This is a genomic window from Streptosporangium sp. NPDC053982, assembly GCF_055585205.1.
Genome location: NZ_JBVJKQ010000004.1, coordinates 167,134 through 185,661, shown reverse-complemented (window position 1 = coordinate 185,661; position 18,528 = coordinate 167,134). Strand labels below are relative to the sequence as shown.

The following is an 18,528-nucleotide window of genomic DNA, read 5'->3' as shown; positions in this document are numbered from 1 at the left end:
GGGAGCGCGTCAACGGAAAGGGAGACGACGTGCTCGAACCGCTGGTCCGCGACGGACACCGCTGTAAGTTTCAGGCAGACTTCCCGGTCGTTCTGACGCCCGGTCCTGCCGATGCGACTCCACCGCGCCTGGACCGCGCCCTGGTCAAGGCCTCCAGGCGCGGCGGGGAGGCCGTGCTGATCGACGGCACTCTCATCCCCACCCGCCACCGCAGCGGCAAGGACGACCGCAAGAACCGTTCGGGGAAGCACAAGCGCCACGGCCTGCACTTCCTCGCGCTCACCGACGAGTGCATCTGACTTACGGGTTGGTCTCGGACGAGCGCCGGCGGACGAGAGCGAGGCTTGTCAGCGTCGTGATCGCCATGGCGCCGATGCCGACCAGCGCCGCGGTGGTGTAGGCGCCGTCGTCGGGGAAGAGGTGGCCGGGGCCGGTGCCCGCGGCGAGGATCAGGCCGCCGACGGCGCTGCCCAGGGAGTACCCGACGCTGCGGACGACGTAGTTGAAGCTCATGGCGCTCGACGTCTCGCTCTTGGGGGTGACGGCCAGGATGACGCCGGGCATCGCGGCCGAGAAGCCGCCGACGCCGAAACCGAGCACGCCCATCGCCGCGAACAGTTCGGCCAGGTCCGACCGGGCCGCCGCGAACAGGGCGAACCCGCCGCCGACCACGACTGCGCTGCCGGCCAGGAGCAGGGGGTCGGCGATCCGCGTCCGGACCCTCGGCGTGAGCTTGCCGGCGACGAACCCCAGCACCGAGAACGGGATGAGGACCAGCCCGGCGACGAAGGTCGTCAGCCCGAAGCCGTAGCCGGCGCCGTGCGGCGTCTGCGCGTACCGGGTGATGAGCGTGAGCAGGAGGTACATGCCGATCCCGCCGACGAACATGGCGAGGTTCGCCCCGGCGACCGCCGGGTGCCGCACCGCCCGCACATCGACCAGGGGCGTCGTGCTGCGCAGCTCGATGACGACCCAGACACAGAGCAGCACCACCGCGACGACGGCGAGGCCCGCCGCCACGGCGAGGTGCCGGCTCCACAGATTCCGTTCGCCGGCGAGGAACAGCACCAGGAGCAGCGCAGCGGCCAGGACGACCGCGCCTGCCACGTCCACGCGGGCGGAGCGGCCCTCGGGGGCTTCGGGCATGGAGCGCCACGCGGTCAGGAGGGCGGCGACGGTGACGACCAGGCCGAGGCCGTAGGCGGCCCGTACCCCGCCGAGCTCGGCGAGCAGTGCGGCCAGCGGGTAGCCGACCCCGGCCCCGATGATCGAGACCACCGAGATCAGGGCGATCACGGCTGCGCCGCGCTCCTCGGGGAGGTGGTCCCGGGCCACGCCCATCATCAGCGCCGTCAGACCGAGCCCGACGCCCTGGGCCGCCCTGCCGGCCAGCAGCCACGCGAACGGCAACGGCAGCACGGTGAGCGCGCTGCCGGCGACGACGACCGCCAGCGTGGCGAGGATCGCGGCCCGCCGGTGCGGGCCGGCGCCGAGCCGGCCCAGGACCGGCGTGGCGACGGCGCCGCTGAGCAGCGCGACGGTCAGCGTCCACTGCGCGCTGCCGAGCGAGACGTGGAACGAGGTCGCCACGCTGGTGATGAGCGGCGTCCCGAGGCTGGCGACCGCCGCCACGACCAGAGCGATGAACACCAGGGCGGGGACCAGCAGCCGCGCCTCGGAACGCGCCGCCGGGAACGCCTTCGCCGCGGCCCCGCCGACCGGCTGCCCGGTCACTGCTTCGGCCCTTCGCGGTCCTGGCTTTCGAGCTCCGCCAGATGCTTCAGCGCCGGAAGGGCCGCCACCAGCGCCTCGACCTCGTCGCCGGTGAGCTCGCCGATCAACCGCTCGAACGCGTGGACGCCCGCCTGGCGCCGCGTCCGGACGTAGGAGGCGCCGGTCTCGGTCAGGCACACCAGCGTGACCCGCTTGTCGGACGCGTCGCCCCGCCGCTCGACCAGGCCGGACTCCTCCATCACCCGGATCAGGGCGGTCATCGCGGGCTGGGTGACGCCCTCGACCGCGGCCAGATCGGTGATGCGCCGCGGGCCGGTCCGGTCCAGGGTGGCCAGGGTGGCGGCGGATGTCAGGCTCATGTCCCGGGGCAGGCGTCTCGCGGCTCTGGTGGCCAGGCCGTAGAGGGCCGCCCCGATGGCGGCGGACGCGCCAGGAGCGGTGTCTTGACGACTCATGCGCGAAGCATAACAGTTTTATATTCATAGTTTATGTAAATGCTTTGGCGGACTCCGCCCTTCTGCGACGCTCTCAGAGCACCGGCCCCAGGCCCGGACTGGTCCGACCCAAACCTGGCGCAGCCGACGAACCCGCGATCGGTCGCGGCCGCCGAACCGGACGGGACCGCCGACGTCTACTCGCGGGGCAGCAGCGAGGAGGTCACCGGCCGCCTGCTGTCGAAGATCTTCGCCGACCGGGACGACTACGTGCTGGCCACCAAGGTCTTCTTCCCCGTCGGCCGGGGCGTCAACGACCGCGGCCTGTCGCGCAAGCACATCATGTCGGCCATCGACGCCTCACTGCGCCGCCTGGACACCGATCATGTGGATCTCTACCAGATCCACCGCTGGGACCCCGACACCCCGATCGAGGAGACCATGCAGGCCCTGCACGACGTGGTCCGCGCCGGCAAGGCCCTCTATCTCGGCGCCTCCAGCATGAGCGCCTGGCAGTTCGCCAAGGCCCAGCACATCACCGAGACCAACGGCTGGACCAAGTTCGCAGCGATGCAAAATCACTACAACAAGCGGTTCACTTCATGCGGTAAGTCCACCCTAGCCGCCTGACCCCGCTCCCCCACCGGTCACCACGGCGACGAAGCCCCGTTGAGCTGCCGATTCGCTCCCGGGCACACCGCCCCACCTGCTTGCCGAAGATCTGACGGCCATCACGCAAGAGCCGATCCGGCGAGGACTTTCTCTACACGATCAAGGCCGCCCACCTGCGGCGGCCGGCGCGCGTCGGGGCGGTCGCTGGCCGCGCTGCGGCTCTTCGGCCGGTCGCGGCCAGCGCCGCCCACGCGCTGACTTATCAGGCGGTCACCTGAAGAACGTCTACGCGCTTCACCAGCAGTTGCAATGCTCCTTGGTAGCTGATGCCGGCTACGGGCCAAGCATGCCTCCGGCGGGGATCTCCAGCCCCGAGGTGATCGTCTCGCGCGAACTGGGGCGCTGGAGTGGCTGAGGGGGAAGCTGATCACCTCGCCCGCTATCGACCCGGGCAAGCCCAGCAGACCGGCTCCTGCGTATCAAGCCCGGCTGCGCACGCAGGGCAACGGATGATCGAGGAACAGCGGTCAGCGAATGGACACGCGAAGCCGAGCTTGACACTCCGTCTCCGGCCCTCTGCCGCTACGGGGCGGGTCGACAGCGAACGAGATGATCGGCCGACTCTTAGGTTAGCCTCGCCTTCAAACCACATCATGTTGTGGGCACAGTTCTCAGGACTCCCACATATTGTGTTCCGTTGAGTAGACGCTGTGCGACGAGCCCGCTACGATCTCTCCCAGAGCGTGAAAAACCCCGATGGGCGCCTGCCCATCGGGGTGGCACCGAATCGGGGTTCTTCGTCGTGGTTGGACTCATCAGAGTAGCGGCTCTGCGAGCGTGCGCAAGCCCTGCTTCGAGGACGTGCCCAGCTCGGAGGGGAGGTGAAGCGAATGGCCGCCAAGGGTAAGCCGGGTCAGCCGGCTCCGGTGTCGGGTCAGTATCGCCCCGCTGGTGGTGGTCCCGAAGTCACCGTGCCGAAGGGACACCGCCTGCCGCCCACCCCCAAGCCGGGGAAGCCGTGGGTGTGCGTGGATCCAACTAAGAACAAGAGCGGTAAGTAGCCGCTATACCGGCCGGAGCCGCCACGCGAAGCTTCGGCCGGTATCTGTCCGCAAGGACAGCAGGTCCCTCATGGCCCGAGCAAGTTCGTACAGCCGAAGACTTTCCCACCAGAGCCAAGCCAGAGTTCTGCTGTACAGCAGCGCAGTACAGCAACGGCGGCTTACTGAATCACATCCCGCCAATCGGTATCAGCCGTCCGGCCAGGACCAAGACGCTTTCGGCAGCGGCCCACCCTGCCCTCGTAAACAGAAGGTCAGGGGTCGATTCCCCTCATCGGCTCTAGATGAAGAAGCTCTACCGAGGCTGGTTTTCACCTATGGAAGTGCTCTGGTATAGCTGAGCCCTGAGATGCCGGGGAAATAGGCGGCAAAGAACGACAGATCTCTCAGTATCTATTGAGCGGAGAGCCGGACAGGCAGGTGAAGCCTTATAGGCGACCTCTGCTTCATAACAGCTCTCAGAAAGGCGAATAAGATGAGCATCGGCTCTGATGCCAGGATAGACGCCGAGATTCAGCGTGTCTTGGGTACGATCGAGCAGATGCTACACGAATATGCAGCCTGGGGTGACCGGATCCAATGGGGCGAAGTTCATTTCGCCTTTTACAGTGACCTGCTCGATTTCTGCAACTTTCGCATGGAAACGGCCCAGGACTGCCTCGCCCTCATTAAGGCAGGCGGGATCTCGGGGGCGCTCGGGCTCAACCGGTCGCTTCTGGAGAACTACCTTCTGTTTGCACTGATGTGCCGGGGCACCAAATATTACCGACTCGCCGACCACTCCTCGCTTTCGGAGCGCGAATTTAAGGTCAAGCTGAAAGAGGAACAGGAAGCACTTAAAGTCGCTCAGGAAAACGGAACCGCGACATGTCTGAGCGTCAAGAAATTCTCCAGGGCAACACGTCATATCATGTATGTGTACGAAGGACTCAAGGATGATTCCGGCGAAGGTATCCGCGTGCCCGTACACTACTTCGAATTCAGAAGATTCCGTCCAGAGGTAATGAGGTTTCGGCGCGACGACTATTTTGAATATTACGAGCTCGAGCCCGAGACGAAGAAAATCCTCCGACAACATCAAGATCAGGCCGCTCGCGTCTACCGGTTCTACCTCTCCTACGACTCGCTCATCCAGAGTCTGGAGCTAAACGACATCCTCGACAAGGCGGCGAGCCTGCGGGTGGACGCGCACTACACGTTTCTCGGCCAATTTCTGCACCCCACCCATGACGCCGCCCGAAGCCTGCGGGCAAACAGCAACGTCTACCACGGTGGGACAACCGTCGGAGCGCGGCAGCCTTACTCCGATGAGGCGATCCTACTGGCCTCTCTCTACCTGGCGCACACGGTGGCGAGCTTCATGCGGGAGGCCATCAACCTGCTCGACGCGGCACCTGACCAGTACTTCTCTGACACCGCAACCGGCGCGCTGGCCACCGCTGCAGACCGCACGATGAAGCAGTTTGCATACTTCTGGTTCATTGACAATGATCCGCCACCTTACAACCGCTACCTACACTGCATTCACCACGCGTCCAATGAGGAGATCACAGCATGGGGCGGTTATATGGGATGCCCCATGGAGTCGGTTTCCTTCGATTCAAACATCTTCTCCAGCTTCAAAGACGCGCTGCGGGGGTGGAACAACGCCAAGTGTGGGCTCTACAACCCGCCGTTCTAACCAGAGCGGCTTCAGTACCTGCAGCTCACCCTGCTGCGCCCCGACCAGGCCGAAGCCCGAGCCGCAAGCCAAGCCAAGGACTCCCAAGATCGACTAGCTTGCAATTCAAGCAGCATGAAAACCAAAGACGTGGGGCCATACGATGGAGACCGTGAAGCTTGCCGACGTCGCGGAATTGGCGTCGTCTTGCCGCGAGAACACCTTGGGTTTCGAAGGCTTCCATACGAGCGCCATAGTCAGCTCGCTCCGGTGGCCGGCTGACGTCGTTGAGCAGTTCCTCTACGACCACGCAGACAACGGCGCATTTCTCCGTGACTACGGGAACATCGACCTCTCCACCGTGAGGTGGGAGGTCACGGCAGTTCCGGTCGAGGAATTCATGGCGATGCCGACGGGAGCATCTGACGGCGACTGTATCGAGGAGTACGCGGCCGACCCGGGCCACTGGGTGCGGGCGCGCAACCGCGGAGTTCATATGGGTGTCGCTAAGTGCTGGGAAACCCACGGAACTTGGAAGCGCTGGCCGATCTTGATCGACCGGATGCTACTCGATCCACTAGGAAACGGCCTCCAGGTTCTAGAGGGCCGGACACGAGTTGGAGTTATGAGGGGCCGCCGACGCCAAGGGGCCTTTGTCGCGGAGCGTCACCTGGCATGGGTCGGACGCCCATCGAGTCAACCATGTGATGCGTCTCCCTCGAGTGTCAATGAGCACAGTAGGCACGGCTAGGCCTGGACAACAATGTCTTGTAGCACCACCTCGGCCTTCTGAGGAAGCTCAAGCCTCTGCAGTTCGAGCCTTGGGCTCCAGGGCCCCACCGGGAGATCGAGTCTCCGCACCCCACAGGCTTGCCGGGCCGGTCGGCCTGCGTCATCCGGCTGGGAAGCCCCACTCCATTGCAGAACGTTGGACTGCCACGCGGCTTCCGGTCCTCAGGCCTTCCGGTCTGTGGTCCGGGTCCGACTTGCCATCGAGTGATGTAGTGGCCGCCTTCGACGAGTGCGGGATATGTGCGAGATGATCTTTCAAAGGGCGCGGGTTGCGCGAGACGTTCGCACAGTTCCCGTTGCATGAACCAGCCATACGACCGCCACTCTTCTAAGACGTCGTCTCATTTGGCTAGTCGGCGGTAACAAATAAGGGCGGCGGCGATCGCGACGAAGGAACCGAAGTGGTCGCCCCGGCGTTCGTAGCGGCGGTGTAGGCGGCGGCAGCCGGCCAGCCAGGAGACGGTTCGCTCGACCACCCAGCGATGGCGCCCGAGTCGCTGGCTGGACTCGATCCCGCGGCGGGCGATGCGAGGGATGATGCCCCGCTTACGCAGGAAGGTCCGCAGGTGCCGGTAGTCGTAGCCCTTGTCGCCATGGAGCTTGGCGGGCCGTCGGCGGCGCGGCCCACGACGAGAGCGGATCGGCGGAATGCCGCGCACCAGCGGCTGCAACGCCAGGCTGTCATGGGTGTTGGCGGCGCTGATCTCGGCAGAGATGGGCAGACCGCTCCGTTCGGTGATGAGATGGATCTTCGACCCGTTCTTGCCGCGATCGACAGGATATGGACCCGTCAGTTCCCCCTTTGACGGCCCGCACGCTCACGGAGTCGATGGCGCAGCGCGACCGGTCCAGCTCTCCCCGCGCACCCAGCTCATCCAGGAGGATGCGGTAGAGCTTGGCCCATACCCGGGCGGCGCTCCACTCGGCAAAGCGGCGGTGCACGGTCTGCCAGGATGCCCCGAAGACGGGCGGTAGCTGCCGCCAGGCGCAGCCGGTGGTGGTCACGTAGATGATCGCCGCGAGGATCAGACGGTCATCGACTCGCCGCCGTCCACCACCTTGCGGCCGGGTCGGTGCCAGCGGCACCACCCGCTGGAACAACTCCCACAACTCGTCGGGCACCAGTCGTTGAAGGAACGCATCCACGCCCGATTCAACGATCGACCCCCAAATGAGTCACGGTCTTAGCCGCGCTGCGGCTCTCCGGCCGGTTGCGACCACGCCGCCCACGCGCTAACGGCATCAAAACGAGCCTTTAATGGCGCAAAATTCTTACGCCGAGGGTGATTCACCCGTATCCGCAACAACGGTGGACGTGGGCGAGGTGGCGCTCCTTTCAACAAGGCTCGAATAGTCCGCATTTGAAAACGGTGATATTTGAAGCTTTCCAGGCAATGAATGAGCTGATGGATCCCCATACAAGCGGCATCCGCTAACATCGATGACGTCATATATTATTCCATCAAGCCGCAGCGAGCCATGAAAAGACGAATCAGCCAAGGATATTTCTGCGAACTCGGATCCTTTAAATCGGGAAACTCCGGCAAAAACCGATTGTTCGAATGTTGCTAGCCTCGCACGCACACTAAGGAGATTTGCTGAAGCTTTAAATGTGACCGAATCAAGCCACACTTCTTCATGGAATATTGACCCTCCAAAGTCTACATCTTTTGCGAAAAAAGAATCGCTAAATCTAATTACATCAAAAGCCTTTGCTTGATCGAACCAGACCTGCCCTTCAACGGTAATATTCTCAAGATTTGCTTCCCCATGAAATCTTGCAAGCCCAAGCCAGGCCAGCCCTGAAAATATCGCCCCTTTGAACCATACATCACGATAGAAAATGGCGCCATCAAACCAGGCGTCACCTTTAAACTTTACGTTTTCAAAGCTTGCAAACACATTGAATTCGGCTTCCGAGAAATAGGCGTCTCCTTCAAATGTGGCTTGACCAAAAAGAGCATCCCCATGGAAATCTACATATCGGAAATCTGCGTTACGGATTCGGCATCCTCGGAAATCTGCGGAGAGCAAGGTCGCACCCTTTAGATCTAAATCTATATCGATCCATCTGATGACATCTCGCGCATCAGCGTGCCCAAGGTGGCTGGCTAGGATGCGTTGGGCGGTAAGCCTAACCTCTAATTCTTGCTCAGCTTCTCGATGGGTTGATGCTACGGATTCGAACTCTTCATCATCGAGGTCTTCAGATATTTCTTCTGGCGCAACTGGGGATTCAAATGGCATTCGAAGATAGGCGCACATGACATTGGCAATTGTTCGGCGCTGGCCAGGGTGATCGTCAGCCAAACGTTCTAGTGCATAAAGCGCCGCGAGTCGAACAGGCGCTTTATCGCTACCCAGTTGCTCAATGGCTTTCGTATAAAGTTCCGTAACGGATGATACCTCCTCTTGGTGCTTCTGTGTTCTTTCACTGAGCCATTGGCGGCGTACCGAAAGGAGTAGAACGACAGCCCCACCTGCTCCGGCCCCAACTGTAAGACCCGTACGGATTGCTTCACTGCGGAGCTTGGCTAGTTCGAGCACATTATTTTTTACAACACTGGCCTCTCCCAGGAGAATCTTGGTGGTCAACCATATGGAGATACCAACTAAAGCCATCCCGAATATAACTATCCACCATGGGATTACTTTAAGAGGCTTGCGGGCAAGATCCCGCGAACGTCGATTCCGCAGAATAAGAAATAAAGTAATAGTTGCTAGTGTTATTGCGCCTACGCCAGAGAGCCATGATGTATCAACCGAGGCGAACCAAGAGAACACCCCCCTAAGGGAAATATGTCTGGCCGATGCTTTTATTCCAAGCAAGATGCTGGCAGTTGCCAGTACAGCGATAAGCCAGTTCCGTCGCAGAGCGGTGATCAATGAACTCAGCTTCTTTTCCATGGAGTCATTCTGCAACTCCATGCCACACAGCGTAAAGTCCTTAATCGAATTGTGGCTCTAGGAAAAACGGCCATAGCGTATGAATTATGTATATCATGGTCAAAATGGACACAATATGGATCAATCTAATGTTCATAAGGAGTGCTTTGCTGCCGCAGGGCTTCCGTTCCTTGGCCTAGCGGCCCTGTGGTACGGGTCCCCTCGCCTTCAGGTGAGCTTGGGCTGGTCATCTGCCGGGGTGCTGTACAGCAGCGGGATACAGCAACCTCATCTCGCATGATTGCATTCACCGGCGGGCATCTGCCGTCAGCAGGAAGGCAGTCGGCCCAAATCATGATCGACCCCGTTTGCAACAGACGTCCGGAGATCAAGTGCGGCAGCGCTTTGCACCGCTGCACGGCGGGGCCTGCCCGCTCCCGCCGCGCGGACATCGGGACCGGGCATGCGGCCTTGGGGCCGGTCCCGGCCCGCGCCCGCCCGGCGGGAGCGGGCAGACCCCGCCGCCCGCCGTACCGAGCGCCCGCCGTACCGAACCGCACCCGCCGCCCCTGGTACGCGCTGCCGCCGCTGCGACCGCCGGCCCAACCGCTACGCGGCTCCTTCGGGGTGCCTTCGGCATTGCGCCGGCCGTCTCCGCTCTGCATATTCATCAGGCACACGAGGTTCGCGGGGAAGGGCATGGCTGCCGCCCCGCTTCCGGTGCTCGCGCCTGGCGGCACTGCGCTCCGGGTCGGGTTGCCATCGAATGACACGGGTCCAGGTGGTCACGGTCATCGCTGGTCAGGTACGGCGGCACGACTACGGGGGAAGGCCACACCGCCGCACCGGCTTTCAAGGAGCGTCAGTGGTAGGCAACCTGCACCCAGACCGCGCGGCCTATCTCGGGGTCGTAGTCGGTCCCCCATGCACTGGACAGGAAGTCCACCCACGCAAGGCCCCGCCCGCCAAGACTGTCGCTATCGGCGGGACGCATCTGGGGGACGTTGACGGGTGAGCCCTTGTCGATCACCTCGACGTGGACCAGGCCATCCCCCAGACCGACGCCGACGGTGATGATCTCGTCAGGGGTACCCGAGTCGCTGTGCAGGATCGAGTTGGTGACGACCTCGCTCACCAGCAGCTCCACCGTCTCCAGAACCTCCGCCGACGCCGTGATGTGCGCGCTCAGCAGCTTCCGCACCCAGTGGCGCGCGTCTGATGCCGACTGCGGCACCCCGTAGAAGTCACGGTGGTCGAGGAACCGCAGCCCGTTCCAGCGATTGAGCATCGCTTCGAACGCCTCATAGACGGCCTCCCGGCTCACCGCGCCGCCGCCTTACAAATCGTCTGGGCCGCCTCGTGGTCGAAGGCGTCGATCCACTGGTTACGGCCCCGGCCCCACTGGTAGATCCAGTCCTGGCCCAGCCTGCGGGCGGTCACCCGGACCGGCCGCCGCGCCCCTTGCGCCGTCAGGAACGGTTCCTCGGTCAGCGGAAGCTCAAGCCGCGTCGCCACGCCTACGCCGCGCAGGTCCCACGCCAGCCGGACGAGATGGATGTACCGATCTTCCTGCACCGTCCCCAAGACGGGCCGTTGCGTCAGGGGGGCCGGTTGCGCCTGGTCAGCCGGTGTCGCCTCACCCGGCGACGTGGCTTTAGAGTGATCCACGGATCGCACCTCCAGAGTGCGGTCAAGGGACCCGTACGGCGTGTCCGCGCCTGCGGGTCCCGCTTTGTGCAGCCCTCTCATGACATCCCCGAGTCCCCTCCCATCGGCAGTGTGAGTAAGGGAGACTGGGGGAGACAGGCGGACCCTCCGAGTCCCCCGAGGTGCATGCGATGGACGACGTTCCAGCCTGGGCCGTACGGCTACGCGCCGAGCGACGAGGCAAGCTGTGGACGCAGCGAGAGATGGCGAAGCAACTCGCCGACGCCGCCGACGGCCGCACCCGAGCCCGGTTCCCCGAGCGTGAATCCCTGACCCGCATGATCAAGGACTGGGAAGCGGGCAGGCATCAGCCCAAGGACCCCTACCGGGTGCTCTACTGCCGGGTGTTCGGCATGGAAGAGTCCGAGCTGTTCGGCGACGACCTCGACAGCACGCCTCCCGGCAGCGCCTACCTCCGTGGGGACGAGATCGAAGCCTTGGAACTGGCCCGCCGCGTCGCCGCCAGCGACGTGGGAGCCGAGACGCTCGACCGGTTGGAATCAGCCGTCGATGATCTTGCGATGGCCTATCCGGGGACGCCACCGGCCGAACTGCTGAACCGGGTACGCGAGCACCTGTCCTACGTCTCACATCTTTTCGACGCGAAGAAGACGATCAACGAGCATCGCCGCCTGCTCACGGTCGGAGGATGGCTGTCATTGCTCGCCTCTACATGCCACATCGACCTTCGCCAGTTCCGGGCTGCCACGACGTGGCTGCAGACGGCCTCCCAGTTGGCGGAGCACGCCGAGCACCCCGAGATCGCAGCGTGGTGCCTGGAGACGGAGGCATGGCGAGCGGTCACCACCGGCGACTACCGCCGTGCTTTGACGCTGTCCCAGGGTGCGCAGACCGTCGCACCACGCGGAAGCTCCGCCTACATCCAGGCGACCGCGCAGGAGGGCCGGGCATGGGCGCGTCTGGGCGCCGGACCGGAGACCCGGAACGCGCTCGCCCGAGTCGACCGGCTCGTCTCCCCCCTGCCGATGCCCGACAGCCCCGAGCACCACTACCGCTACGACCCCACCAAGCGGGACGCCTACGTCGCGACCACCCTGTCATGGCTCGGAGACCCGGCCGCCGAGTCATACGCCCGGCAGGTGCTCAACCGCCTGGAGACGGCCGCCGACGGACCGCCCCGCCCGCGACGGGCGGTATCCGCGCGACTGGATTTGGCGCTGGCCCTCATAGCAGCCGATAAGCCCGACGAAGCCGGACAGGTCACTCTTACCGCCGTGACGAGCGGCTCTCTCGTGCCGTCCAGCTATTGGAGGGCACGAGAGGTGATCAGCGCCGTCGAAGCGCACCGCGTACCCGAGGCCGTAGAGCTACGCGAGGCGTATCGAGAACTCATCGGCCCTCAGTAGGAATCGCCGGCTCGCGTTCACGGGCGATCCGACGAGCGGTGGCGATGCGTTGCCGGGCGAGTTCGGCCCACAGGGCTTCCCCGTGCCGCAGGCCGTTTCCGGCGTAGCGCCACTGAGACAGGGTGACCGTCTCCTTCCCGTCCGGGGCGGGAAGGCCGAGGATCGAGCGGGCTTGTTCAGCCCGGTAGTCGGCGCGTGCCTGTCGTAGGTCGCCCAGGGTGATGGAGTAGTGGCGGCTCTTGGTCGAGAAGTGGCCCCGGTAGCCGAGCATGTGCGCCCACTGCCGCAGGGGAAGGTCCCGGTATTCCGGCAGGCGGCCCAGTGCGAAGCAGGTGAGGATCATGCGCCGGGCGTGCTCGGTCACGGCCAGGTCGGCGATGTCTTCGGCCCGGCGGATCGGGCGGTCCACCGTTCCCGCGGACTCCGCCCCCTTGGTCGCGTACTTGGCGACGTAGGCCGCCACCCGTTGATCGGTGACCCCGTCCACATCGGCGGAGACGTACACCGGCCGGACGTCGAGTTGGTCGCCCCACCGCAGCAGGACCGGGGCCGGGCCGTCCGAGGCCGGGACGACGACCTGTCCGGCCGCTTCCCGGATCGCCTGATCGAGCAGAGGGACGGTCGCCCAGTCCGGTGGCCGGTCAGCCGGCCCCTGCGGACCGTCGAGACGGATCATGGCGTGGAAGTGGACTAGGCCGCGCGCCTGGTACTCGGCGACCTTGGCATACGACAGGCGCAGCGTACGGCGCAGCGCGGCCCGGCGGACGCCGAGCAGCCGGGCGAGAACGGACGGAAGCGCCTGGGTGAAGCGCCGCCACAGTTCCCCCGCGTGGGCGTTCCACAGCACCGCGCCCCGGTAGTCGTAGCAGCTCGGGCAGATCGGTTGCCCGGCTTGCGGGTCGTCGCGCTCGTGACGCCTGCCGCACCCTTCCGGCTCGCCGTGCTCGCACACGGGACGGTTCCGCCGAGGGCGACAAGGCAGGGTCGTGCCGTTCCGCTCCCGATGGGCATGGACCGCGCCGAAGGATGGGGCGGTGAAGGTGGCGAACACGCGGGGATGTCCGCTGACGTCCTCGGGAATGCCCTTGCCGCCCCGTAGGCCGGAGATGATCAGGTGATAGGTGTCGTCCCGGTAGGTCTCCGAGCAGGCCGGACACCGGGAAGCGCGCCGGTTGCCGCAGGCGGTGAGCAGGAAGCCCGTGGGTTCGTCGGCGGTCCGGTAGACGTCCAGGACCTCCCCCGTCCGGGCGTCCACGGTCAGCCGTTCGCCGTGGAGCCGGACGGGTTGGGTACAACCGCCGGTGGCGTAGACCATGCGCTGCCACCGGGCGAAGTCGGGCATGGCCGCACGGTGCAGCGCGGCCAGCATGTCAGGGGCGAGGGAAGGCGCGTGGTTCACGCGGCGTCCCTCCCGCGCACCTCATCGGGTCGGGAGCCGGCGTCCTGCGTCTCGGCGACGCTGACACCGAACACGGTGGCGACACGTCGCCACTTCTCATCGGTCCAGCGAGGGGACCGCGCGGCTTGTCGTCTGCCCCACTCCCGGGCAGACAGGGGTTCAGGGTTCAGGTGGACTCCTCACCTCGTGGGTGGAGCCACCGCCACGCCTGACGGACAAAGACATCGCACACCGCCGCCGGGGCAGCCCGAAGACAGCCGTCGGCGCGTGGTGCGCAGCAGCGAGAGATCAAAAAATGGAGTGCGGCGAGAAAGTGAACGGCGCGCTCTGTGTGGACACCTACCGCCGGGCCGGGGCCCTCCGACGATCATCGGTGATCATGAGATGTGGTGTGCCCGGATGAAAAATGCGCCTGAGGTGATTCGCCGAGATGTTCGCTGTGTCGTGCCGTGGGGAGGTCGGTGACTTCTTACGCGATCAGTTCTACACCGGGGTAGACGAGTTCGACCAGCTTCGAGTTCCCTCGTGAGCGTTGTGTGTAGACGTCCGTTGGCGTCCGTGGGTGTTCGTCAGCGTCCGTAGACGTCCGCCCGTCACCGGGAAATCCGTGGCAGAAGACAGAGGGCTGTCGCCTTTCGGTAAGGCCGACAGCCCTCGGAAGAGATGGAAGACGTCCAGGACATCCCGCGCTCAGTCCTCGCGCCATATCGGTTCCAGAAGATCAGGGTTGAAGACCTTCTGGCCCCGGCCGATGGGGTGGATGATCACGGTATGCAGCGCCTCCCGGATGTAAGCGCGCTTGGTGGAGATGGGCAGCCCACCGTCCTTCTCCGGCAGGTACCACCGCCGCCGGATCTCCGCCACGTCCGTGTTGGCTCGTGCCTGCCGCAGTTCGGCGGACGCGGCGAGGTTCGCGCGCTCGGTACGGAGCCGGGCGATCTCCTTCTCCAGGCCGGGCGCGAGTTTGAAGAACAGGTCATTGCTGATCTTTCCGGTGTTCCACTGCCGGGTCAGTTCCTCAAGGCGCTCCTTGGTGCTCTCCAGCTTCGCTTCGCCGTCCCAGACGGAGCCCTCGGCTGACGCGGCGAAGGACCTCTCTTCGAGCTTGGCCAGCACCGCTTCGGAGACGTACTCGTCCACCAGGTCACCACGCCGGGAGAGACCTCCACAGCCACCCTCCGCCTTGCTCCTGCAGACGTAGTCATGGTGCGTCGCGTTCTTCCGCACGTTGACGCGCAGCGGCGTGTTGCAGAGGGTTCCGTCCGGGCGCGGCCGGCCACAGCGGACGATGGCCGACAGTAGATAGGTGGGGTCCCGGTAGTCCGGCGGATGCGCCTTGCCGATCTCCATGTCCCGGGTGACGAAGTGCCCCTTGCGCGCGTTGAAGACGGCCCGGATCGCGGCCCACTCCTCTTCGGTGATGATCGCGGCCCACTTGCCCCGGATCGGCTCCCCGCCCGCGTCCCGCACGAGTTCCCCGCCGAGTTCCCGCAGCCCGCAGATTCGGGGATTCTTCAGGGCGACCTTGAGCGAGGCCACGGCCCAGTCGTTGCCGAGCGAGGTCTTCACGCCGAGAGCCTGCCACCCTCGGGTGATCGAATGGAGCGAGCGACCGGCGAGGAAATCCTTCGCGGCCTGCCGGAGGAGAGCGGCCTCCCTCTCGTTGAGCGTCAGCCGGTCCTCGTTCCACCCGAAGGGGCGCGGCCCTCCTGACGGCCTCCCCTCCTCCGCCCGGGAACGGTGCGAGCGGCGCATACGGCGCTGCATCTTCCGGACTTCCATCTTGGAGATCACGGCCCCGAAGAGCCCCATGCTCTCCACGTCCTCGCTGTAAAGATCCTTGCTGCCCCGCGCGTCGGCGAACACCCGCCCGTCCTGAAAGGTGATCGTCTCCACGAAGCGCTCATAGTCGCCGGGACGGCGTGCCAGCCGGTCTTCCGCGACGATCACCACGCCCTGAACAGGTGTGCCGTTCGGCAGTTTTCCGGCGCGCAACGCGCGTAGCATCGCCTCGAAGTCGTCGCGGACGACTCCCTCTTTGGCCGCCGACTTGTCGTTGTCGGTGAACTCGTGGACGACGGTCCAGCCGTACCGTTCGGCGGTCTGCCGGTTGACCCTGTGCTGGTCCTGCACGCCGTGTTCGTCGCGCCTCAGGTCGGCGGAGATACGGGCGTAGGACACGACCGGGACGGGGGGATTCGACGGGCTCATGTGCACCTCCGGCCAACATCATGCCTGAGATGCATAGCTAGAACCTTCTCTATCGGGAGGAAGAGCGTGAAATGGTGCCGCTCTGTCTCGACCAGGGTGTGGGGATGATCCCGTGGAGCCCGCTGGCCCGGGGTCTGCTCGCCCGCGCGGGCAGGCAGCAGGAGGAGGGCACCGCGCGCGCCGGGAGCGACCCGCGCATCGGCGCCCTCTACGGCGACGCCGAGAACGACTCCCGGATCCTCGACCGGGTCGCCGAGGTGGCCCGGGAGCGCGGTGTCGCCCCGGCGAGCGTGGCGCTGTCGTGGCTGCTCAAGCAGCCCGGGGTGGCCGCTCCGATCATCGGCGCGACCAGGGCCGGGCACGTGGACGACGCCGTGGCGGCGGTGGAGGTGGATCTGACGGACAAGGAGGTCGGCTTCCTGGCGGAGCCGTACCGCCCGCGCGCCGTCGCCCTGTGACGGCCGTCGCCCCGTGACGGCCGTCGCCCCGTGACGGCCGTCGCCCCGTGACAGCCGTCGCCCCGTGACAGCCGTGGTCCTCTGGCGTCCGCCTTCTGACGGCCGCCGGGGCCGGCCCGCCGTACGGCCGTCGCCGCGGTGGGTTCAGCCGGTGGCGGCCTGGTGTTCCGCCAGGGTCCGGAAGGTCAGGAGCTGTTTGCGCATCATGAGCAGGTCCCCCCAGGCCAGGGCGCGGCGGCGTGCCTCGTTCAGCGCTCCTCGTTCGGCGCCGAGCAGGGCCTTGACCACCAGGCGGGTCGCGCCGGTGTCGTCCGTACGGACGTCGTAGGTGAGGGCGAGGTCGCCGAAGAGCCGGCGGCCGGGGCCGGGGAGCATCCGCAGGGTCATGTCCCGGCCGGGGGTGAAGGAGACCAGCTCGAAGATGGTCATGACCCGCTGGCCGGCCGTCAGGTCCTCCGCGCCCGGGGTGAGGGTGCGGGGGCTCCTGCGGCCGAGGTTGTCCAGGAGGTCGTAGCTGTAGGGGGCGACGCGCATCTGGCAGAGCCAGCGGTAGACGACGTCGGGCGGGGCCTGGACCGAGACCGCGCGGAACCACGTGCCGCCGGGGGCGGGGACGCAGTCGTCGCAGGGGTAGGGGCGCGCGGTCTCCTCCGGGCGGACGCCCCAGTGGGTGGGCAGGGCCATCGGCCGGACACCTCCTCGGGCAGCGGCGGAGGCGGATCGCCCGGCGTCTCACGTCTTCCGCAGGAGAAGCGGGAAAGGCCGTATCCGCTGCGGTCAGCGTAACAACGGAAGATCGGCCGCGCCCGCCGGCGTGACCCATCTCACCGTCGCGGAACCCGGTGGTGGCACCGCGACCGCGACTTCGCGGCTCCGCACGAGGAACGGCGCATCACCGTCGCGGACCCTGGCGGGTGGCACCGCGACCGCCGCTTCGCGGCCACGGACGAGGAACGGCGCGCCGGACGGTGGGGAGCGGGGTCAGGCGAGGACGGCGTCCAGGAGCAGTGAGCCCGCGCCGAGCAGCGCGGCGTCGGGGCCGGTGCGGGTGACGGCGATCTCCAGGTCGCGGGTGGCCAGCGGCAGGCACCGTTCGTAGACGGCGGCGCGGACCGCCGAGATGAGCGGCTCGGCGCCGGACAGGCTGCCGCCGACCACGATGGCGTCGGGGTTGATGAAGTTGACCAGGACGGTGAGCACCTCGCCGATGAGGCGGCCGGCGTTCCTGACCAGGGCGGTGGCCTCGGGTACGCCGTCGGCGACGAGGTCCGCGACGTCGGCGGGCCGGTGTACGGCGAAGCCCTGGTCGGCGAGGGCGCCCATCAGCGCGGCGCCGCTGGCGTAGGCCTCCAGGCAGTCGGGGTGGCCGCAGGAGCACATGGCCGAGGAGTCGGCGCGGACCCGGACGTGGCTGATGTCGCCGGCCGCTCCCCTGCCCCGGTGCAGGCGGCCCTCGACGATCAGGCCGCACCCTATGCCGCTGCCGGCCTTGAGGACCATGAGGTTGTCGCAGCCGGGCCAGGCGCGGGCCTCGCCGACGGCCATGAGGTTGGCGTCGTTCTCGACGAGGACGGGCAGGTCGTAGCGGGCGGCGAGGTGGTCGGCGACGGGGAAGGCGTTCCAGCCGGGCATGCGGGAGGGGGAGACGACGCGGCCGGTGGCCGGGTCGACGGGGCCGGGGATGCCGGTGCCGACCCCGCGCAGCGGGACGCCGGGCGGGGCGTGGGAGCGCAGCAGGTCGTCGAAGGCGGCGGCCATCCAGTCGAGGGTGGCCTCCGGGCCCAGGGCGATGTCGCAGGGGCGTTCCTCGACGACGAGGGGGACGCCGCTGAGGTCGAGCAGGGCCAGGCGGGCGTGGTGGGTGCCGAGGTCGGCGACGGCGAGCAGGCCGGCGGTGGGGCTGACGCGCAGCCGCCGGGGCCGCCGCCCGCCGCGTGAGGTGCCCGCGCCCTCCTCGACGAGGAGGGCGGCGTCGAGCAGCTCCTCGACGCGCAGGGAGACGCTGGAGGGCGCGAGCCCGGAGAGGCGGGCCAGTTCGGCGCGCGACTCGGCCTGGCCTGTGGCGACGAGGCGCAGGAGGTCGCCCTGGGCGCCCCGCACGGGCAACCTCTCTTTGCCTGTCATGGCAGAAGGAATACCACGGCCTGACTTACTACGGCAACGTGTTGACTTCCACCAGAATCATCCATTACGTTCCGCCTTGTCTT

General features: G+C 66.1%; 14 protein-coding genes and 2 pseudogenes. 6 read left to right on the top strand and 10 right to left on the bottom strand.

The annotated features are described in order from the left end of the window. Positions 1-29 precede the first annotated feature (29 nt). Entirely contained in the window at positions 30-299 is a 270-nt protein-coding gene (locus ACZ6W9_RS08275) for a hypothetical protein (RefSeq protein ID WP_470116965.1), read from the top strand. A gap of 1 nt (position 300) precedes the next feature. Here the strand turns inward: ACZ6W9_RS08275 and ACZ6W9_RS08270 are convergent, their stop codons facing one another. Both ACZ6W9_RS08270 and ACZ6W9_RS08265 read right to left on the bottom strand, forming a co-directional pair. Next, complete coding sequence (locus tag ACZ6W9_RS08270) at positions 301-1,734, bottom strand: MFS transporter (protein ID WP_470116964.1); 1,434 nt, start codon at positions 1,732-1,734, stop codon at positions 301-303. Then, positions 1,731-2,189: a MarR family winged helix-turn-helix transcriptional regulator gene (locus tag ACZ6W9_RS08265; protein ID WP_470116963.1), complete on the bottom strand. Its 459-nt coding sequence runs from the start codon at positions 2,187-2,189 to the stop codon at positions 1,731-1,733. The genes ACZ6W9_RS08270 and ACZ6W9_RS08265 overlap by 4 nt, the downstream gene beginning before the upstream one ends. 39 nt (positions 2,190-2,228) lie before the next feature. Between ACZ6W9_RS08265 and ACZ6W9_RS08260 the strand changes: the two are divergent. The 3 genes and pseudogenes from ACZ6W9_RS08260 to ACZ6W9_RS08250 all read left to right on the top strand — a co-directional run. Further along, a pseudogene (locus tag ACZ6W9_RS08260) lies at positions 2,229-2,756 on the top strand (aldo/keto reductase); the annotation flags it as partial. A gap of 1,560 nt (positions 2,757-4,316) precedes the next feature. Continuing rightward, positions 4,317-5,522 carry a hypothetical protein gene (locus tag ACZ6W9_RS08255; protein ID WP_470116962.1) on the top strand — a complete coding sequence of 402 codons (1,206 nt, stop codon included), beginning with the start codon at positions 4,317-4,319 and terminating at the stop codon, positions 5,520-5,522. Positions 5,523-5,673: 151 nt separating this feature from the next. Then, positions 5,674-6,252, top strand: a complete 579-nt coding sequence (locus tag ACZ6W9_RS08250; protein ID WP_470116961.1) for a hypothetical protein — start codon at positions 5,674-5,676, stop codon at positions 6,250-6,252. 382 nt (positions 6,253-6,634) lie between these two features. Here the strand turns inward: ACZ6W9_RS08250 and ACZ6W9_RS08245 are convergent. From ACZ6W9_RS08245 to ACZ6W9_RS08230, 4 genes are all read right to left on the bottom strand, one after another. Further along, a protein-coding gene (locus ACZ6W9_RS08245; protein ID WP_470116960.1) for an IS5 family transposase occupies positions 6,635-7,439 on the bottom strand; the annotation gives its coding sequence in 2 pieces (ribosomal slippage) (positions 6,635-7,088 and positions 7,087-7,439; 807 coding nt in all). A 126-nt stretch (positions 7,440-7,565) separates the two neighbouring features. Then, on the bottom strand, positions 7,566-9,221 hold the full coding sequence (locus tag ACZ6W9_RS08240; protein ID WP_470116959.1) for a pentapeptide repeat-containing protein: 1,656 nt from the start codon (positions 9,219-9,221) through the stop codon (positions 7,566-7,568). A gap of 820 nt (positions 9,222-10,041) precedes the next feature. Continuing rightward, positions 10,042-10,503 carry an ATP-binding protein gene (locus tag ACZ6W9_RS08235; protein ID WP_470116958.1) on the bottom strand — a complete coding sequence of 154 codons (462 nt, stop codon included), beginning with the start codon at positions 10,501-10,503 and terminating at the stop codon, positions 10,042-10,044. Next, positions 10,500-10,754, bottom strand: coding sequence for a hypothetical protein (locus tag ACZ6W9_RS08230; protein WP_470116957.1), 255 nt, complete (start codon positions 10,752-10,754; stop codon positions 10,500-10,502). Before ACZ6W9_RS08230 ends, ACZ6W9_RS08235 begins: the two co-directional genes overlap by 4 nt. Positions 10,755-11,017: 263 nt before the next feature. On the opposite strand from ACZ6W9_RS08230, the gene ACZ6W9_RS08225 reads away from it, so the two are divergent. Beyond that, positions 11,018-12,253: a helix-turn-helix transcriptional regulator gene (locus ACZ6W9_RS08225; protein WP_470116956.1), complete on the top strand. Its 1,236-nt coding sequence runs from the start codon at positions 11,018-11,020 to the stop codon at positions 12,251-12,253. Here the strand turns inward: ACZ6W9_RS08225 and ACZ6W9_RS08220 are convergent. Next, on the bottom strand, positions 12,237-13,652 hold the full coding sequence (locus tag ACZ6W9_RS08220) for a replication initiator (protein ID WP_470116955.1): 1,416 nt from the start codon (positions 13,650-13,652) through the stop codon (positions 12,237-12,239). The two genes, ACZ6W9_RS08225 and ACZ6W9_RS08220, sit on opposite strands and share 17 nt — an antisense overlap. 690 nt (positions 13,653-14,342) lie before the next feature. Next, entirely contained in the window at positions 14,343-15,833 is a 1,491-nt protein-coding gene (locus ACZ6W9_RS08215; RefSeq protein ID WP_470116954.1) for a recombinase family protein, read from the bottom strand. A gap of 86 nt (positions 15,834-15,919) precedes the next feature. Here ACZ6W9_RS08215 and ACZ6W9_RS08210 point away from each other — a divergent pair. Beyond that, positions 15,920-16,321 (top strand): annotated as a pseudogene (locus tag ACZ6W9_RS08210) (aldo/keto reductase); the annotation flags it as partial. A 144-nt stretch (positions 16,322-16,465) separates the two neighbouring features. Here the strand turns inward: ACZ6W9_RS08210 and ACZ6W9_RS08205 are convergent. Both ACZ6W9_RS08205 and ACZ6W9_RS08200 read right to left on the bottom strand, forming a co-directional pair. Further along, a complete protein-coding gene (locus ACZ6W9_RS08205) occupies positions 16,466-17,005 on the bottom strand; it encodes a hypothetical protein (RefSeq protein WP_470116953.1) in 540 nt (179 codons plus the stop codon). Between the two features lie 297 nt (positions 17,006-17,302). Continuing rightward, entirely contained in the window at positions 17,303-18,445 is a 1,143-nt protein-coding gene (locus ACZ6W9_RS08200) for an ROK family protein (RefSeq protein ID WP_389961044.1), read from the bottom strand. Positions 18,446-18,528 lie beyond the last annotated feature (83 nt).

Bases quoted from the DNA above. Each gene is read 5' to 3' on its own strand.
- ACZ6W9_RS08265 (WP_470116963.1), bottom strand. From the start codon at position 2,189: ATGAGTCGTCAAGACACCGCTCCTGGCGCGTCCGCCGCCATCGGGGCG.
- ACZ6W9_RS08255 (WP_470116962.1), top strand. From the start codon at position 4,317: ATGAGCATCGGCTCTGATGCCAGGATAGACGCCGAGATTCAGCGTGTC.
- ACZ6W9_RS08240 (WP_470116959.1), bottom strand. From the start codon at position 9,221: ATGGAGTTGCAGAATGACTCCATGGAAAAGAAGCTGAGTTCATTGATC.
- ACZ6W9_RS08225 (WP_470116956.1), top strand. From the start codon at position 11,018: ATGGACGACGTTCCAGCCTGGGCCGTACGGCTACGCGCCGAGCGACGA.
- ACZ6W9_RS08205 (WP_470116953.1), bottom strand. From the start codon at position 17,005: ATGGCCCTGCCCACCCACTGGGGCGTCCGCCCGGAGGAGACCGCGCGC.
- ACZ6W9_RS08200 (WP_389961044.1), bottom strand. From the start codon at position 18,445: ATGACAGGCAAAGAGAGGTTGCCCGTGCGGGGCGCCCAGGGCGACCTC.